Raw genomic sequence first — 15719 nt, 5'->3', positions numbered from 1 at the left:
GCCCTGAATATGTTTGACGTGGTCGACCTGGAGAAATACCTTGCGTATTTCCGCCGCTTGCCGGAAGTGGCTCCGCGGTACGGTGGTCGAATGGCGGCGTTTGGCCGCTTCCGGGACAACGTGGCTGGTGACCTCGCGCCACGGCAGGTTCTGTTCCTCGTTGAATGGGATTCCGAAGAGGCGTTCAACAGGTTCCGGGACGATCCGGAATTGGCCGACCTGCATCCGCTGCGGGAGAGCGGGACGGCGTCCTATGTCTGGCAGACGTTCGATGGTTCCGATATGAGTGACCCCACCGACGTTTCGCTCGAGGATGTACTGGCGGTGCTCAAGCCTTAGCCTCGATCTTTCGTGAGGGCCCGCCGACGGGGTCGGTGGGCCCTTTCGCCTGCCGGAGCCGATGGTGGGCAGACCGGCGGCCCGGTGGAGAATTCCGCGTCGGCCGGTGGTGGCGCGGCTGTTCGGAAAGCCCGGGCAGCGCCTGTGCGTCAGCCGGCCAGCTGGTTCATCCTGCGAATCCGCTGGTCGAGGACCGCGGCGGGAGCGAGGCGGCGCGGTATGCGTGTGCGTCCGGCCAGGGGACCGGCGGTGTGGCGGGGCTTCGGCTTCGGGTCGGTCGCCGCCGCGACGATCGCCTGGGCGACGACGCCGGGGGCGTCGCCGTTCCTGACCGCCTCCGCCATCACGCCGTCGACGGTCTGCCGCTGCTGCGCGTAAGCGTGCAGGGGGGTGTCGGGCTTCGCGCTGTTGGCCTCGAATCCGGTCCTGGTGTAGGCGGGTTCGACGCGTGCTTGGAGGCGGTGGAGGCGGCCATGTAGGGCTGGGGCGGGAACCCGAGCACGGACGAGATGTTGATGATGCGCCCGCGTCGCTGGGCACGCATGTGCGGCAGGACCACGTTCACCACGCTTGGCTTTCCAGGAGGCGGCCGGCGGGGTGGAGGGGGGCGAGCAAGCCCGGCAGATGATGGCGGACGCCTCTGCGCAGCTGATCTCGACGCGCCCCGAATCGCTCCTGATGCAGATGCAGGGACATGCCGCCGTGGCGGCCTCCGAAGTGCAGGGCGATGACCTGATCGGTTGGGTGCCGGGAGGTGAGGGAGTGGTCTGGGCGGCGATGCGTCAGGGCACACCTGCCGCGTCTAGCAGGGTCGTCACGGTGGGCGCGACGAGCCCGGTCAGGTTGTCGGCCTGAATCCCCGCGCGGGCGCTCGCGCCGTCGAAGACCAGGCTGAGCTGCCGGGCCAGCAGATCCGGATCGCCCGCCCCGCCCTGCTCGGCCTCGGCGCGGAAGAAGGCGGTCAGGTTCGCCTTGACCTGGTGGGCGATCCGGCTCGCCGGGTGGCTCTGGTCCTTGAGTTCGACCTGCACGGCCAGGTACCGGCAGCCGTGGAACTCGGGGGCGCCGGACTGTGCTTCCACCTGCGCGAAGACGTGCAGGATCCGCTCGCGGGGTGAACGGTTGTCGTCCGCCGCAGGCAGGAGGGTCGCCACGTAGGCGGAGGAGCGCTCCTTCAGGCTTGCTGCCAGGAGTTCGTCCTTGCTCTCGAACAGCTGGTACATGGAGCGCTTCGACACCCCCGCCGCCTTGCACAGCGCCTCGACGCCGATGCTGACGCCGTCTCGGTAGGTGAGCGTGGCCGCCGCCTCCAGCAGGCGCTCCCTGGGGCTCAGTTTCACTTCGGTGCTCATGCCGTGAGGTTAACCCGGAGTGGACGAAATGAAAACCGATCGGTTTCCGGAGGTCTCCGGCGAGGGCTCCGAGTAACGGCCCGTCTTGGGTGACCTGCCGTCATGCCCGTACGGCGGTCTTCTCCAGCATCGTCTCCGCCGGGATGGGGTGCAGGCCCTGGCGGTCGTACAAGGGGTGACTGCCGCTCATGACGTACGGGTCTCCCGGTCGGTGGACGCGGAACGCCTCGCCGGGGGATGCCAGCCACCGGTGACTTCCTTGACGGGTTTGTGGGGGAAGCGGCGCCGGGCGTACTCCTGTGCGAGGGAGTCCGGCAGGACGTACAGGGTTTCCCTCTTGTCCTGGAGCGGTCGCAGGACGGTGTCCATGAAGTTCTTGCGGTCGTCCAGGTACGGGCCCAGGACGTCCTCGCCGGCGGGGCAGACAGCGAGGCAGTAGCCGGACTTGTAGCCGGGCGGAGAGCTCAGGCTCTGCCACATGGAGGCGCTCTCGGAATCGCTGACCCGGGAGCGGTAGTCGGCCGCGTCCTCGCTGTCGGCCACCGTCTGCGCCCAGTCGGTGAACCCGCTCATGAACTCCCGGTAGTTGTGCGTGGTGCAGGCCAGCGCGTCGAATGCCCCGTCCTTGGCGATGGCGCCGACCGGACAGGCGGCGACGCACAACTTGCAGTCGATGCAGGGGTTGTAGTTCAGCGCCTGCCCGTACTCGCTCACCTCCGCGTCCACCAGGACGGTGACCAGCAGCACGAAGCTACCGAACTTCGGGTGGATGACATTGCGGTGCAGGCCCATCACGCCGAGCCCGGCGGCCACGGCGACCGTCTTGTGCGCCACCACCCAGATCCGTTCGCTGGGGAAGCGGTCCATCTCCTGGGGAAAGCCGACGGAGGGATTGAGCGCGCGGTAGCCGGCGTCCTGTAGGGACCGGGTGACGCTGCGCGCGGCGTGGTTGGCCTGTTCGTCGGTCTGGTGGAACTCCTGGTTGGCCACGCTGCGGGCGGGGGAGCGGCAGTTGTCGCGGTTCATCCGGACCGCCATCGCGATCAGGGTGCGGGTGCCGGGCAACGCGGACAGCGCGTGCTCGCGCTCGCCGGCCAGGTCCGGGTGGTCCAGGCTGACCGCGGCGACGTCGTCCGCCCCGGCCGCCAGGCACAGCTCGCGCAGCCAGGCCGCGTCGATCACCGCGGGCGGGCGGTCCACGTCACCGGTCCTGCGCCGGGCGAGTACGGCCCGTACCGACGGGTGGGCCGCCAGCTTCGCCGGAAGCGGGGGACGGGTGGGTTGCCCCTCGGCGCCACGCGCGGCAGTCATCCGTGCTCCTGGGGGTGCGGGTACAAGGCTCGCGCGACAGGCGAGAAACCGATCAGTTTCACCACCGTAAACCGATCGGTTTTCGCGCGCAAGCCCAAGCGGCGAGCCTCTCCTTCGGACTGTCGATCAGGTTCCTCGCGGGCGTCGGCGATCGATCGTCAGGCGATCGGGGCTCGGCCCCCGAGTCAGGCCGGGGTGCCGGCCCTCGGCCGCCAACCTGCTTGGTCCCCATGGGAGTTGCTCGGTCGCCGGGGGCGGCAGCGGCTTGCCGAGTGCATCGCTCGCCGCAGCTGCTCGTCACGCGATGCGTCAGCGCATGTCCGCCGCATCGAGCAGTACGGCCACGGTGGGAGCGATGAGGCCGGCCGGCGTGTCGGCTTTGATTCCCGCACGGGCGCTGGCGCCGTCGAAGACCAGGATCAGCTGACGGGCCAGCAGGTCCGGGTCGCTCGCCCCGCCCTGTTCGGCCTCGGTGCGGAAGAAGCCTGTCACTTTCTCCTTGACCCGATCGGCCACCCGGCTCGCGGGGTGGCTCGGGTCCTTGAGCTCGATCTGTGCGACGAGGTACCGGCAGCCCCGGAAGTCGGGTGCGCCCGCCTGCGCCTCCGCCTGTTCGAAGACATGCAGGATCCGCTCGCGGGGTGGACGGTTGTCGTCCGCCGCGGGAAGGAGCGCCGTCACATAGGCGGAGGCGCGTTCCGCCAGGCTCGCCGCCAGCAGTTCGCCTTTGCTCTCGAACAGCTTGTACAGGGAGCGCTTGGACACCCCCGCCGTCCTGCACAGCGTGTCGACGCCGATGTTGACGCCGTCACGGTAGGTGAGCGTGGCCGCTGCCTCCAGCAGTCGCTCTCGGGAGCTTGGCATTGCTTCGGTGGTCATATTGCGAGGTTAACTCGATTCCGACCCATTGGAAACCGATCGGTTTACAGTGCTGGCCGGGGTGTGCTACGGCGCCGCCCACGGCCGAGTCGGTCCGGCGCCGCCGCCGTGGTCTCCAGAACGGTCGGTGTGTGTCACCGACCTCGGAAGCTCGGCCCCCCTCGTGCGTGCCCTCGACCGGCGATGACGGGTTTGCTGAGGACGGAACGCACGGAACCGTCTCGGAGATGGCCCTGTCCTGCGCTGATGTGTGCCTGGAGGGCGCCAATCAGCGCAGGACATTTCTCACCACGGTGGATTCGGGCTCAGTGGGCGATCACAGGCTCGCCCTCCGACGGCGCCAGAGCTGAATTCGGCATCAGGAACGCCGTGAGCACCGCGCCGACCACGAAGATGCCGGCGCCCCAGGCCAGGGTGGCCGTGTAGCTCTCGACCCCGGCCTGGGCCATGGTCAGTGCGCCCGGCTTGTGCGAGGAGAGGTAGTCGGTCGCGGCCGATGAGGCAACGGTGGTCAGCAGCGCCGTGCTGATCGAGCCGCCCACCTGCTGGCTGGTGTTGATCAGTGCCGAGGCGACGCCCGCGTCCTCGTGGTGCACGCCTGCGGTCGCACCCTGGAACGAGGTGGTCATCACCGCACCGATACCGAGGCCCAGCAGGATCATGCCCGGCATGATGTCGGCGACGTAGGCGCTGTTCAGCGTGAGCCGGGTCAGCAGGGCCATGCCGGACGAGGAGACCAGGAAGCCGGCGCTGACCACGACCTTCGGGCCGACCTTGGGCAACAGCAGCGCAGGCACCGTGGTCGACGAGGCGACGATGCCCCCGACCATCGGCAGGAAGGACAGACCGGCCTCGATCGGCGAGTAGCCGATGCCGGCCTCCAGGTAGTAGGTCAGGAACAGGAAGATCGAGAACATCCCCATGCCCAGGACGAACACGGCCAGGAACGAACCGCCGCGGGTCCGGGTCAGCACGACGCGCAGCGGCAGCAGCGGATGCGCGACCCTGAGCTCCAGCCAGGCGAATACCGCGAGCAGCACCACACCGATGATCATGGAGCCGAGGGCGACCGGGTCGGTCCAGCTGGTGGATTCGACGTGCGCGAACCCGTAGACGATGCCGAACAGCGCGGCGCTCACCACGACGGTGCCAGGAATGTCGATCTTGGGCCGCTCGGTGAGCGCGGGCTTGGCCAGCAACAGCAGCGCGCCGACCAGTGCGACGCCCGCGAAGATGACGTTCACGTACATCACCCAGCGCCACGACGCCCATTCGGTGAGCATGCCGCCGAGCAGGAGTCCGACCGCGGCACCCGCACCGGACAACGCACTGAAGATGCCGAAGGCTTTCGGCCTTTCGGCCGGGTCGGTGAAGGTCACGCTGAGCAGCGAGAGCGCCGCGGGCGCGAGCAGTGCGGCGAACAACCCCTGGGCCACACGTGCCGCCACAAGTATGTCGAAGCTGCCGGCCGCGCCGCCGACGACGGATGAGGCCGCGAAACCGATCAGGCCGGTCACGAAGGTCGTACGTCGACCGAACAGGTCACCGAGTCGGCCCCCGAGCAGCAGCAGGCTGCCGAACGCCAAGGCGTACCCCGTGATGACCCACTGCCGGCTGCCGTCACTGAAGCCGAGGTCATGTTGCGCTTCGGGCAGTGCGATGTTCACGACGGTCGCATCGAGCGTGACCATGAGCTGTGCCACGCCCAGCACGACGAGCACCCACCAGCGCACGGCATGTGAGCCGCGGCGGCCCGAGTCTGATGTCCCGGTAGCGGGCGCTCCGCGGTCGAAGGTGGTACTCACATTTCTCCTCAGTCGCTGGGCATGGGCCGACCACTGGCCGGAAACCGATCGGTTTCCGCTCAGGAAAACAGATCGGTTTCCTCAGTGCAAGTGAACGTGTCGCATACCGGCCCCTGGTCGTTCGGCGTCGACGACTTGTGCCCGCACCTTCAAGGCCGAGCGCGGCCGCCGCGACCACCGGCCCTGCGGACCTCTTGACCATGAAGGGAAGGTGGCCGTGCCCGTCGGCCCGCAGATCCGGCACATCGACGCAGCGCCCGGCTCGACATCCGCGCTGCGAGGCGATCGCATCACCATGTGCGTCGAGGGCCCGACGGGCACCCTCTCCGGCCTCGAAGGCGTCCCCCTGTCTCCAGCCCTCCGCCTCCACCTCGCACCCGACACCGTCCCGGAGCGGCTCTGCGGCACGGTCGGGAACTCGACCTCAAGCACCAACTGGGCTTGGACGACGCCGACATCGACCAGGCGGGACAGGCGGTCGGAGACCTCGTCATCCCAGGCGTCCACGGGTACGGAACGCCCCGGTGAAGCCGGGGGCCTGCCGGGCTTGCGCCTGGAAACCGATCGGTTTACTCTGGTGGAAACCGATCGGTTTCTCATTCTCCGGTGAGAGTCATGACCGTTTTGGTAATCCCCTCACACACAAGGAGTCGGCGAGATGCCCAGCCAAGAGTCACGTCCCACGATTCGCATTCCGGGGACCACCAGCCACACCATCGCCCCGCGCGCGGGATCCGTCGGCCGCGAGGGAACGCTGCGCTACCTCAAGGCGGGCACCGGCGCCCCCCTGGTCCTGCTGCACACCGTGCGCACCCAGGCCGAGCACTTCCGCCACCTCATCCCGCTGATCGCGGACCGGTACACCGTGTACGCCCTCGACCTGCCGGGGATGGGCTACTCCGAGATCGTGCCCGGGGCGTCGTACGACGAGCCCGCGATGCGCGCGGGCGTCGAGCGGCTCCTGACCGAACTCGACCTCCACGACGTGACGTTGGTCGGGGAGTCCATGGGCGCGGTGCTCGCCCTGACCACCGCGGCCGATCTCCCGGAGCGGGTACGACGCGTCGTCGCGGACAACACGTACGACTTCCGCGACGGAATCGCCCGCTCAAGTCTCCTCGCCCGTGTAGTGGTCAGCGGTGTCCTCGCGCCCGGCGTGGGCCCCGTGATCGCCGGGGTCGAGCCCAAGCCCGCCCTCCGCACGATCCTTCAAGGCGGCCTCGGCGACAAGAGCGCACTGCGCGAGGACTACATCGACGAACTCCTCCAGGTGGGCAGCCGCCCCGGCTACCCGACCGTCGCCCGGGCCGTGTACCAGGCCCTGCCCAGCCTCATCGCGGCCCGCTCGCGCTACCCCGAGGTCAAGGCGCCCGTCCACCTCGTCTACGGGGAGAAGGACTGGTCCCGGCCCTCGGACCGGGAGGCCAACAGGAAGCTGCTGCCCGCCGCCGAGTTCACGCAGGTGCCGAAGGCCGGCCACTTCATCGCCCTGGAACGGCCTGATGTGCTGGCCGACCTGCTGAACGCGGTGGCCTGACCGCCCCGAGAGCGCCGTGGCCACCCGCGTTCGGGTGTAGTGCGTGACCGGGACCGGGTCGCGGACGTCACCGGTGTGGTCTCCGTCGGACAGTACCCGGCCACCAGCGGAGAGGACCCGGCCGAGGCGTTCAGCACCCGGCTCGGGCGGACCGTGACCTGCGAGGCGACCGACCCCCACGCCTTCTTCGCGCCGCTCGCTCCCGCGATGGGCGAGCAGGCCGTTGCCGCCGTCGCAGACAGGTACCGAGCCCTCAGTACACAGCCGGACCACTCGATCACAGCCGAGCGCTCCGCCCGGAAGCTCCTCGGTGTGCCCCCCCGGGACCGCTGGCCGGTGGCTGGCCGACATCGATCCCTGACGCGGATCGGCGACGCTGTCGGGACGCCCCGGTCGAGGCGGGGACCGCCGTCTGGTCCCCGCCAGGAAAGTGTTCTCGCAGCCGGGCGGGTCAGAAGCGAGATGGCGGCCGAGCCACCGGTGTTACGGCGGGGTCGATACGGTTCAGCGTCGCTTTGTCGCTCGTCGCTCCGGCTGCCGATGGGAGCGCGCCGACGTGCCGCTGTGGCGAGGCTGCGGCCGTGAGGACTGAGGGCGAGGGCACCGATCGCCTCTGCGGTGTCACCGAGGGACCTGAACCGTGCCGTCGGAGTCCGGAAGGTCGGGGCTGACGGCGACGTCGGGGAACTTGTAGATGGTCACGTTGATCGCGTCATCCGTTTTGCGGAGCACCCAGCGAAGCTCTTGGGGCTCCGCCAACGCGTCAGTGCAGTAACTGGCGATCATCGATGCTGTCCGAGAGCCATCAGCTGGGTGGCATCGGGCCCAACCGTGGCCCATCAGTTCCCACTTCAGCTGAAGAGCACCCTCTGGCCCCTGATCCCTTGACACCGGCCCAGGCTACCGGCAGCGGTTGGCCATGAGCTTGGGAAGCTGCGGCATTCGGGGCTGGTTCGGGCGCTGACCTGGGCGGACGGCGCGCCTGCGGCCCCGTTGGAATGGGCCGCGTTCACCGTGATTCCCCGTTGTTCCCCGCTGGATCTGGTGCGGTTGTGGTGCGGGCTCCCGGACGTGCCTTTCTGGCAGCCATCAGTCCCAGCCCAACGATGATGACGGCCGGCGCGAGGCTCAACACTTCGGACAGGGCCACGATCGGGAACGGGGCGCTTAAAGCTCGGGGAAGCTTGCCCAGTGCTGCGACACCGATAACGAGGGGAAGCCACACTCGGAAGCGGCGGAAGCGAAAGGCATCTGCTCCGCGGCGTACCCGTTCTTGCTCCACGAGGCGCCAGTACGCAGCGGCCACGATGGAAAGGGTGCCGATGCCCACGATGCCCCAGGTCAGTGCTGCCACGATTCCCCCGCCACACCGCATGTGCCGCGCTGCTGATCGCAGGCGCTCCACCCGATGGTGACACGCGGTGCCCCGGGCACGAGAGAGCTGTGCACGCTTTCCAACTGTGGTGGTGGGGCTCTGGGCCTACGTAAGCGGGGTCACCTGCATTCATGGGCAGACCGGGGCTGCATCCTGCCGGACGTCAGGTCCCGCCTAAACGGCCATGAACGGCGCTGAACGAGACGGAGCCCGACTGACGGAAGACGTGTCAGACCTGTGGTGGATGATCCCGAGCATGGGATACGAGCTGCACATGACGCGAGCCTCGCACTGGCTGGACAGCGAGGAATGCCCCATCACGTTGCACGAGTGGATCGAGTTTGGACACGGCAGCGTGGTACTCCAGGAAGAGGGCTACCTCGATCTGGACTGCGTGGGTCGGCAGCCGTTGTTCACGTGGGGCGGTGCGGACGGCCTTGCGGTCGGGCTCCACTGGTTCGAGGGGCGGGTGACCTTGTCCGGGGCCCATGCGCCGGGTGTGGACCTGGTCGGCCTGGCCGACCTCGCTGCGGGGCTGTCGGCGAACCTGATCGGCGACGACGGGGAGCTGTACCTGGGCTCCGTCGGCTGTGGCGACGGTGGGCGCTGAGCTCGGGTGGAGCGTCGGCCATCGACTGAAAGCCGACGCCTGCCGCGTCATAGATTTTGAGATCTGGCCTCGTGCTTATCAGGTCGATCATCGCGGACCACTGCCGCCGATCTACCGGATCTGAGCCCCGGCTCTTCGGCTGCTGAGGTTCGGCGATGGCAGCGGCTGTTCCTGGTTGTTGGTGTCAGACGCTGATGTCAGCCGTTGCAGGCGGTGTTGACAAAATGCCCGTGGCTGCTGCTGGAGGCGGGAGAACAGATGAAGCAACTACCGGGAAGCACCGGAGCCCTGCGCACGGGTCCGGGAACGGTGATCGAGGGCCGGGAACTCGATGGTTATGAGCTTTTCGGCGGCCGGGTCCGGCCCGTCGAGGACCCCGCCGAGCGGCCCGTCTTCCGCAACATCACCTTGCGCGGTTGCGCAGTGCGCGATTGCTTCTTCGAAGGGGCTCTCCTGGAGGACGTCCTCGTCGACGGCCTGGCCGCTCCCGATGATGCCCATCAGCGGGTGTTGGCATGCGCTTTCCACCGGGTGGTGCTCCGTGGGCGTATCAGTAATGTCACCCTCTTGCCGGACCTCGGCCCGTGGCATGCCGGCCTGCAGCTCCGGTACCGGCGAGCGAACGGAGAACACTGGGTGGAGCTCATCTCCGAGGGGGACTGGGCCCTCGACATCTCCGGGCTCACCAGCGGCCTGGACTTCCGCAGTGCCGTACCGGCCCGTCTGGTGCGCCGAGATCCGGAGACACAGGTGGTGGTGACGGCAGAGCAGGCGGCCGGCGCCGACTGGCGGAGCGTGCCGGGCCTGGAGAAGTCACTGCTGGGCGTGCAGATCGGGTTTCTCCAGAGCTCGGACCACCGCGACACCATCCTCATCGCCGACAAGTCCGCCCCCGACCGCGCACGCCAGGTCGGGATGCTGCGCGAACTCCAGCGGATCGGCGCCGCGCAGCCCGACTAGGGCTCGTTTCCCGACTGCCTCCACCACCACCCTCTCCAGCTTCCATCCCGTCTGCCGTCGGCCCACACACTGTGGAGCGGGCGTGGTTCCTGGCGTCCAGGTGGAGCGCGCCACTGTACGAACGACCTGGACGCCAGGGGCCGCGTCTGCTCGGCTCTGCCTGGGGCGATGGTGGACGGGATGGAAGCACCCCACGCACGCCACTCACGGCTTGCTGCGGCCCCAGGGGTCGACCCCGGCGCGAAGGCGCAGAGGGGTCGGGCTCCAGGGGCCAGCCGCGCTCGCGCGGGCACTTGGACCCGTGACTGGTCGAGTTGGGCAAGGACCGACTCGGCGTCGAGCTTCGTCGGCCGTTGCTCCTTGAGCCAGAGGGCCTTGTTCCGCTCGTAGTCGATTTCGGAGAAGCCGCAGACCTCGCGGCTCAGTGCCTCCACCTCGTCCAGGGTGGTGGTCGACATGATGGCGCGGGCCAGCTCGTTGCGGCTCAGGGCCTCGTCCAGGTCGACCTCGTGGACTGTCGGGCTCTCGGCTCGTCGCGCTGACCGCCTCGCTCGGGGCCACCGTCGCCGCCGCCGGCCTCCTCGACCTGGAGGCCGTACCGGCCTGGCTGTGCATCCTCGTCGCAGGATGGCCTGCAGTCGCCTTCCTCGGCGGCACGCTCCTCGCCCACGGCTCGACCGAAGAACCCGAAGCGGTCTCGGCGCCGGTGCCTGAACGGCCCGCCGTGGAAGCGGCCTCCGAACCGCCCCCACCGCCCGTCACCTCCGTCCCGCCCGCCCTCGTCGCCCACGCCCGCAAGGTCGCCGACGAACACCACGCCCGGACCGGAACCCTCATCGACACGCCCGGAAGGCGGCGACACCCCGCCCCCGGCCTGGGCCACGGCCGAGCTGCTGACCGATGCGATCCGCGCTGCCGCGACCGCCGCACGCATCGACGGCCCGGCCATTGACGGCCGTGCGCACACCTTTGCCTTCGGGCGACAACTCGACGTCCGCACCATCCGCTCTGCCGACTTCGACGGCGGCCAGGAACTGACCGAACGGGCGTTGGCCGCGTACATCGCCAAGTACGCCACCAAGGGCGCCGAGACCACGACCGGCACCCTGGACCGACCGATCCGCTTCCTCGCCGAGCGGGCTCACGCCCGGATCAGCGAGCATGCCCGCCGCCTGATCCGAAGTGCCTGGGTCCCGGGCGCTCGCAAGGACCTCGAACCCCTCCGCCTGCGCGCCTGGGCTCACATGCTCGGCTTCCGCGGCCACTTCTCCACCAAGTCCCGCCACTACTCCACCACGCTCGGCGCCCTCCGCACCGCCCGCGCCGGCTGGCGCCGCGCCCAGACGACTCCACCCATCCGGCGGGACGGTGAAACCACGCTCGTCGTCGCCCACTGGGTGTTCGCCGGTACGGGGCTCAGCGCCGCCGAGACCTGGCTTGCCGCAACCCTCGAACCCGGCCCTGGAACGGAAGGAGAACCGACCGCATGACGACCGACCGCTATCTGTCCGTCGACCAGGTCGCCGAGCTGCTCGGTACGACCGCCCGCTTCCCCCGGCGGCTCATCGAGGAGCGCCGCATTCGCTACGTGAAGGTCGGCCGGCATGCCCGCATCCCCGAAAGCGCGGTCGCCGAGTACATCGGGGCCCGCACCGTCGAGCCGATCCGACTCCGCCGTGCCGGGCTGCGGAGGGCTGCCTGATGGCCAACAAGAAGGGAAGGCGTCGCCGCTTCGGCGCGGTGCGGCAGTACCGTTCCGGGCGCTGGACGGCTTCGTACATCGGACCCGACGGTGAGCGCATCCACGCGCCTGAGACCTTCGCGACCAAGAAGGAAGCGGAGATCTGGCTGTCCCAGGTAGAGGCGGATCTGACCCGCGGCGACTGGCGCGCTCCCGACGCGGGCGCGGTCAACTTCCGCCTCTATGCCGAGAAGTGGGTCAAAGAACGGGAGCTGGCCGTTCGTACCGTGGACCTGTACGAGCACCTGTTCCGTCTCTCCATCTTCCCGACCTTCGGTGCCCTCGACCTGGACGAGATCACCGCTCCCCGCATCCGCGAATGGCGTGCTGAACGCCTCCGCGCCACGCAGGCGAAGACCATGGTCGCCAAGGCGTACAGGCTCGTGAAGAGCATCTTGGGAACCGCCGTCGACGACGAACTGATCAGCCGCAACCCCTGTCGGATCAAGGGCGCGGGCAAGGAGTCGGCCGCGGAACGTCGTATCGCCACCGTCGCCCGGGTGGACGCCCTCGCCGAAGCGATCGGTATCCGCTGGCGCCTCATGGTCCATCTCGGCGCGTACGGTCCGATGCGCCCCGAAGAGCCGGCCGGCCTGCGCCGCCGGGACGTCGACCCCGACAACATGGTGATCCGCGTCCGCATCGCCGAACCGGAGCGGACCAACGGCAAACGTGCTCCCGGCGAGACCAAGTCGGGTGCCGGTGTTCGCGCCGTCGTCCTCCCCGCCTTCCTCCACAAAGAGGTGAGGCAGCACCTCGCCTGGATTGCCGAGAAGGGGCCTGACGGCCTGGTCTTCGTCGGAGAGAAGGGGGCTCCCTTCCGGCGTACTTCGTTCGGCCGTAAGTGGCGGCGCGCCCGCACCGCCGCCGGCCTCCCGGACGGCTTCCGCTTCTACGACCTTCGTCACATGGGACACACGCTCTCGACTCGTTCGGGCGCCACCCCCAAGGACACGATGGTCCGCGCCGGCCAGTCCTCCGAGAGAGCCGCGCTGATCTATCAGCACTCCGACGAGGAGCGTCAGCGAGAGGTCGCCTCCGGGCTGGATGACCTTGTCCGCGCCGAACGGGAGAAGCACCACAAGGGCAACCCCGCGCACCACAACGAGGAGCCCACGGGCACGTAACCGCGCCTTATGGTGCGGATGTGGTGCGCGCCCTGCCAACTGGTCTAGACAACAAACAACCCCCGGGTCTAAGACCTGGGGGTTCGAATTGGAGCGGGTGACGAGAATCGAACTCGCGCTCTCAGCTTGGGAAGCTCGGGTCTTCTGGCGGCCGTTGTTGCACTGACCTGCGGCGGAATGGTGTTGGGGCCTTGGCCGCACCCGTGGCGAGTCCCTGCTGTTCCCCGTGGTTCCCCGCAGGTTCTGGCACGCGAATGGCACGGTCCCTTTGCCTCGAACTTCCTTGGCGGAGCTGGGCCCGGAGTGTTTGAGCCTCAGCCGACGACAGTCAGCCACGATGGCGGGTCAGCCGATTGTGCAGGCGCGCGTATGCCTCGCTGTACCCCCACCGGTCTCAGCCACGCTGTCGGGTTGTGTCGTCGACCAGAGCGAGCCCGCGCCGGCCGGACTGTGAGGACAACTCGGAGTGATCGTCGTCCCGGTGCCTGGGAGCCAAGCCGAGGGGTCCCCGCCCACTACTCCGGTGTAGGGACCCCAAGCCTGTCGTGCCACCGACGAGGGTCAGCTGGGCTGGTCTCCGATGTACCGGTAGATGCTGTCATCGGCGTCGACGTGCCAGACGGTGCCGTCGGCGGCGACACCGATGTCGACGGCGTTGCCCGGGATTCCAGTCCAGGGGTCGGCGTTGTATCCGGTGTAGCGGTACATCTGCCCGGAGGAGTTGACGCCCCACACATGGGTGCGGGACCCGACCGAGATGGTCGTGAGACCGCCGGAGATCCGTTTCCATTCAGCCATGTTCTTTTGGCCCTTCGCTTCGGACGTTGTCTCCGGGTATTTGGCAAGCGGAGGCATCACCCAAACAGACCCATGTCATGACTAGCTGCGTAAATGACTGGAAAGAAATGTTTTCCCCAACTCGCCCCCTGTGCGCATAGGGGGCAGACGGCCATACGGACCACGTCCTGGCTGACCGGCTACCGTCGGCTCAACCGCCGATGCGAACGCAGCCCCCGCAACTGCCTGGCCTTTTTCGGCCTCGCCGCTGCCCTCTGCTGCTACAAGCGGCTCCTCAAACTCACCACGTAGGACGCAGTCTTACTCATATAATGATCAGGTTGCGCGGGGGTGTTGACCGAACGCGCCGTACAGAGAGGTCTGCACCATGGAATTCAAGATGAAGGTCGGGACAACGATCTCGGCACTCGCCCTGGCCACGGGTGCCCTGGCCGCAACCGCTGTGCCAGCGCAGGCCGTTGGTGGATGCCCAGAGGCGAAGCTCTGTCTCTATACGGGAACGAACTTCACTGGGCTCGCTTTTACCGCGGCAAGCACCGCTGCTTGCTTCGACCTCCGCAACTACGCCGGGCTGGATGGGAATGTGAGATCGTATGTAAATAATCTGCCGGTCAAGGCCACTCTGTGGTACTACTACAGCTCGTCATCCGTCACGATTCGCTCTGGTGGGTTCAGTAGCAACAGCAGTGGCACAGAGGTCGAAGATGCCTATTGGGTGTGCACGGGTGACGCTGCCTGACGCCGGAGAATGGCGAATGCGCCCAACGAGCCGTGGTGGTCGTAGCTGTGGTCGGTAAGGCCCCAGGGGCCGTTGCATGATTGCGATCCCTCCGGAACTCCGGGCTGACCCGGAGCCGGGGCGGATGTCCCGGTTCGGGCAGGGTGTGTAAGCAGTGCAGGCACGGTCTCGGACCGGCCCCGATCACGCAAGGGACCCTGGGCGCTGGCCAAAGCGGTTTGCTGTGAGGTCGCCCAGTCACAATGGGTCGTGGGTGGGCCAGCGAGCACACGGCGGGGCCTAAATCAGCCCGCAGATGGGGGTACGCGGTGCGCCCGGAACGCTCTTGAAAACCGTCGTGGCAGCGATGTCACCGTGGGTTCAAATCCCACCGTCTCCGCACGTGAACGGCCCCTGACCAGGAAATACGGTCGGGGGCCGTCGTCGTGGGCGTTGCCTGTAGGACACCGCTGTTCCCCGTGATTACCCGGTCTATCGGGCACGGTTGGGGCACGGCGCTATGGCGTGATCCAATCTGCCCAGCCAAAGGTGAACTTGTATGCGGCGCATACGGCGTCCCGCCCTCGGCTCCCGGCCAGGAGTGCTACAGCCAGGGCGACGACGAACAGCGCGGCAAAGGCGCCAGCGATGATCACGCCTGTCCTCGGCGACCAGGCCACTCCCACGAGGACGCTTGCGATGATCGTGATCGCCAAGCCCATGTGGGCAACCGGCATTTCCACACGAAACAGATTCCGCACCGCACCGCGTGATGCCCGCATGTCTGCCTTATAGCGCTCTCTTGCCGCATCAGGATCGGCGTTCGATCCCTCCGGCCATTGCTGGTCCACGACCATCCTCCCCCTTAGCCCCTGGCCAGAGCTTAGATCTCGGCCCCTTCCCCATCACCTAAGCCCACCACTCTGCCCAGCTCCCATCCCGTTTGCCGTCGACCCACACACCGTGGAGCGGGCGTGGTTCCTGGCGTCCAGGTGGAGCGCGCCACTGTACGAACGACCTGGACGCCAGGGGCCGCGTCTGCTCGGCTCTGCCTGGGTCGACGGCAAACGGGATGGGAGCTCCCCACGCACGCCCCTACGAACCCGCACCCAGGCACGGCGCCCCCTCCATCCCGGCGTCGGCCGATCCCCCGCCGGAGGCTTGTGG

The 15719-nt window shown here is 68.2% G+C and carries 14 protein-coding genes, 1 tRNA gene and 5 pseudogenes; 11 read left to right on the top strand and 9 right to left on the bottom strand.

The annotated features are described in order from the left end of the window. Window positions 1–9 precede the first annotated feature (9 nt). On the top strand, window positions 10–339 hold the full coding sequence (locus AQJ64_RS42970; RefSeq protein WP_240512692.1) for a DUF1330 domain-containing protein: 330 nt from the start codon (window positions 10–12) through the stop codon (window positions 337–339). Between the two features lie 149 nt (window positions 340–488). Here the strand turns inward: AQJ64_RS42970 and AQJ64_RS52545 are convergent. The 5 genes and pseudogenes from AQJ64_RS52545 to AQJ64_RS42945 all read right to left on the bottom strand — a co-directional run. Next, window positions 489–919, bottom strand: a pseudogene (locus AQJ64_RS52545) (SDR family NAD(P)-dependent oxidoreductase); the annotation flags it as partial. 202 nt (window positions 920–1121) lie between these two features. Beyond that, window positions 1122–1691: a TetR/AcrR family transcriptional regulator gene (locus AQJ64_RS42960; RefSeq protein ID WP_055635030.1), complete on the bottom strand. Its 570-nt coding sequence runs from the start codon at window positions 1689–1691 to the stop codon at window positions 1122–1124. Window positions 1692–1877: 186 nt separating this feature from the next. Further along, window positions 1878–3002, bottom strand: coding sequence for a 4Fe-4S binding protein (locus AQJ64_RS42955; protein WP_055635029.1), 1125 nt, complete (start codon window positions 3000–3002; stop codon window positions 1878–1880). Window positions 3003–3311: 309 nt separating this feature from the next. After that, on the bottom strand, window positions 3312–3881 hold the full coding sequence (locus AQJ64_RS42950) for a TetR/AcrR family transcriptional regulator (RefSeq protein ID WP_055635028.1): 570 nt from the start codon (window positions 3879–3881) through the stop codon (window positions 3312–3314). 305 nt (window positions 3882–4186) lie between these two features. Continuing rightward, the gene (locus AQJ64_RS42945; protein WP_055635027.1) at window positions 4187–5686 is read right to left on the bottom strand and encodes an MFS transporter; all 1500 of its coding nucleotides are present in this window, start codon (window positions 5684–5686) and stop codon (window positions 4187–4189) included. A gap of 658 nt (window positions 5687–6344) precedes the next feature. Here AQJ64_RS42945 and AQJ64_RS42935 point away from each other — a divergent pair. Next, window positions 6345–7223, top strand: coding sequence for an alpha/beta fold hydrolase (locus AQJ64_RS42935; protein WP_055635025.1), 879 nt, complete (start codon window positions 6345–6347; stop codon window positions 7221–7223). 1009 nt (window positions 7224–8232) lie between these two features. On the opposite strand, the gene AQJ64_RS49460 is transcribed toward AQJ64_RS42935, so the two are convergent. After that, a complete protein-coding gene (locus AQJ64_RS49460) occupies window positions 8233–8577 on the bottom strand; it encodes a hypothetical protein (protein WP_157880976.1) in 345 nt (114 codons plus the stop codon). A gap of 277 nt (window positions 8578–8854) precedes the next feature. Here AQJ64_RS49460 and AQJ64_RS42930 point away from each other — a divergent pair, with 277 nt between their 5' ends. Together AQJ64_RS42930 and AQJ64_RS50365 are read left to right on the top strand one after the other, a co-directional pair. Then, complete coding sequence (locus tag AQJ64_RS42930) at window positions 8855–9208, top strand: hypothetical protein (protein WP_157880975.1); 354 nt, start codon at window positions 8855–8857, stop codon at window positions 9206–9208. Between the two features lie 204 nt (window positions 9209–9412). After that, window positions 9413–10168 carry a hypothetical protein gene (locus AQJ64_RS50365; protein WP_157880974.1) on the top strand — a complete coding sequence of 252 codons (756 nt, stop codon included), beginning with the start codon at window positions 9413–9415 and terminating at the stop codon, window positions 10166–10168. Window positions 10169–10449: 281 nt separating this feature from the next. Here the strand turns inward: AQJ64_RS50365 and AQJ64_RS51575 are convergent. Further along, window positions 10450–10695: pseudogene (locus AQJ64_RS51575) on the bottom strand (DUF1152 domain-containing protein); the annotation flags it as partial. 2 nt (window positions 10696–10697) lie between these two features. Here AQJ64_RS51575 and AQJ64_RS52540 point away from each other — a divergent pair. From AQJ64_RS52540 to AQJ64_RS42900, 4 genes and pseudogenes are all read left to right on the top strand, one after another. Beyond that, window positions 10698–11120 (top strand): annotated as a pseudogene (locus AQJ64_RS52540) (hypothetical protein); the annotation flags it as partial. Beyond that, a pseudogene (locus AQJ64_RS42910) lies at window positions 11014–11658 on the top strand (replication initiator); the annotation flags it as partial. The pseudogenes AQJ64_RS52540 and AQJ64_RS42910, both read left to right, overlap by 107 nt. Then, the gene (locus tag AQJ64_RS42905; protein ID WP_055635019.1) at window positions 11655–11870 is read left to right on the top strand and encodes an excisionase family DNA-binding protein; all 216 of its coding nucleotides are present in this window, start codon (window positions 11655–11657) and stop codon (window positions 11868–11870) included. The pseudogene AQJ64_RS42910 and the gene AQJ64_RS42905, both read left to right, overlap by 4 nt. Beyond that, window positions 11870–13036, top strand: a complete 1167-nt coding sequence (locus AQJ64_RS42900; protein ID WP_079062297.1) for a tyrosine-type recombinase/integrase — start codon at window positions 11870–11872, stop codon at window positions 13034–13036. Before AQJ64_RS42905 ends, AQJ64_RS42900 begins: the two co-directional genes overlap by 1 nt. A gap of 561 nt (window positions 13037–13597) precedes the next feature. On the opposite strand, the gene AQJ64_RS42895 is transcribed toward AQJ64_RS42900, so the two are convergent. Further along, window positions 13598–13891, bottom strand: coding sequence for a tectonin domain-containing protein (locus tag AQJ64_RS42895; RefSeq protein WP_276206670.1), 294 nt, complete (start codon window positions 13889–13891; stop codon window positions 13598–13600). 99 nt (window positions 13892–13990) lie between these two features. On the opposite strand from AQJ64_RS42895, the pseudogene AQJ64_RS50360 reads away from it, so the two are divergent. The 3 genes and pseudogenes from AQJ64_RS50360 to AQJ64_RS49450 all read left to right on the top strand — a co-directional run. Next, window positions 13991–14125: pseudogene (locus AQJ64_RS50360) on the top strand (IS5/IS1182 family transposase); the annotation flags it as partial. A gap of 76 nt (window positions 14126–14201) precedes the next feature. Further along, on the top strand, window positions 14202–14573 hold the full coding sequence (locus AQJ64_RS47385) for a peptidase inhibitor family I36 protein (protein ID WP_079062296.1): 372 nt from the start codon (window positions 14202–14204) through the stop codon (window positions 14571–14573). 298 nt (window positions 14574–14871) lie between these two features. Continuing rightward, window positions 14872–14952 (top strand) — tRNA-OTHER (locus AQJ64_RS49450). A gap of 118 nt (window positions 14953–15070) precedes the next feature. Here the strand turns inward: AQJ64_RS49450 and AQJ64_RS42890 are convergent. Then, a complete protein-coding gene (locus AQJ64_RS42890; RefSeq protein WP_420876540.1) occupies window positions 15071–15409 on the bottom strand; it encodes a hypothetical protein in 339 nt (112 codons plus the stop codon). Window positions 15410–15719 lie beyond the last annotated feature (310 nt).

The organism is Streptomyces griseoruber (assembly GCF_001514205.1).
Taxonomy (GTDB): Bacteria; Actinomycetota; Actinomycetes; order Streptomycetales; family Streptomycetaceae; genus Streptomyces; species Streptomyces griseoruber.
The sequence above is the reverse complement of the archived record's forward strand: the minus strand, read 5'-3'. Positions and strand labels throughout refer to the sequence as shown.

What these genes read in the sequence shown, in the direction of transcription:
- AQJ64_RS42960 (WP_055635030.1), bottom strand. Translation starts at nt 1,691, where the DNA reads ATGAGCACCGAAGTGAAACTGAGCCCCAGGGAGCGCCTGCTGGAGGCG.
- AQJ64_RS42930 (WP_157880975.1), top strand. Translation starts at nt 8,855, where the DNA reads ATGGGATACGAGCTGCACATGACGCGAGCCTCGCACTGGCTGGACAGC.
- AQJ64_RS47385 (WP_079062296.1), top strand. Translation starts at nt 14,202, where the DNA reads ATGGAATTCAAGATGAAGGTCGGGACAACGATCTCGGCACTCGCCCTG.
- AQJ64_RS42890 (WP_420876540.1), bottom strand. Translation starts at nt 15,409, where the DNA reads ATGGTCGTGGACCAGCAATGGCCGGAGGGATCGAACGCCGATCCTGAT.
- AQJ64_RS42950 (WP_055635028.1), bottom strand. Translation starts at nt 3,881, where the DNA reads ATGACCACCGAAGCAATGCCAAGCTCCCGAGAGCGACTGCTGGAGGCA.
- AQJ64_RS42905 (WP_055635019.1), top strand. Translation starts at nt 11,655, where the DNA reads ATGACGACCGACCGCTATCTGTCCGTCGACCAGGTCGCCGAGCTGCTC.
- AQJ64_RS42970 (WP_240512692.1), top strand. Translation starts at nt 10, where the DNA reads ATGTTTGACGTGGTCGACCTGGAGAAATACCTTGCGTATTTCCGCCGC.
- AQJ64_RS42935 (WP_055635025.1), top strand. Translation starts at nt 6,345, where the DNA reads ATGCCCAGCCAAGAGTCACGTCCCACGATTCGCATTCCGGGGACCACC.
- AQJ64_RS42895 (WP_276206670.1), bottom strand. Translation starts at nt 13,891, where the DNA reads ATGCCTCCGCTTGCCAAATACCCGGAGACAACGTCCGAAGCGAAGGGC.
- AQJ64_RS42955 (WP_055635029.1), bottom strand. Translation starts at nt 3,002, where the DNA reads ATGACTGCCGCGCGTGGCGCCGAGGGGCAACCCACCCGTCCCCCGCTT.
- AQJ64_RS42900 (WP_079062297.1), top strand. Translation starts at nt 11,870, where the DNA reads ATGGCCAACAAGAAGGGAAGGCGTCGCCGCTTCGGCGCGGTGCGGCAG.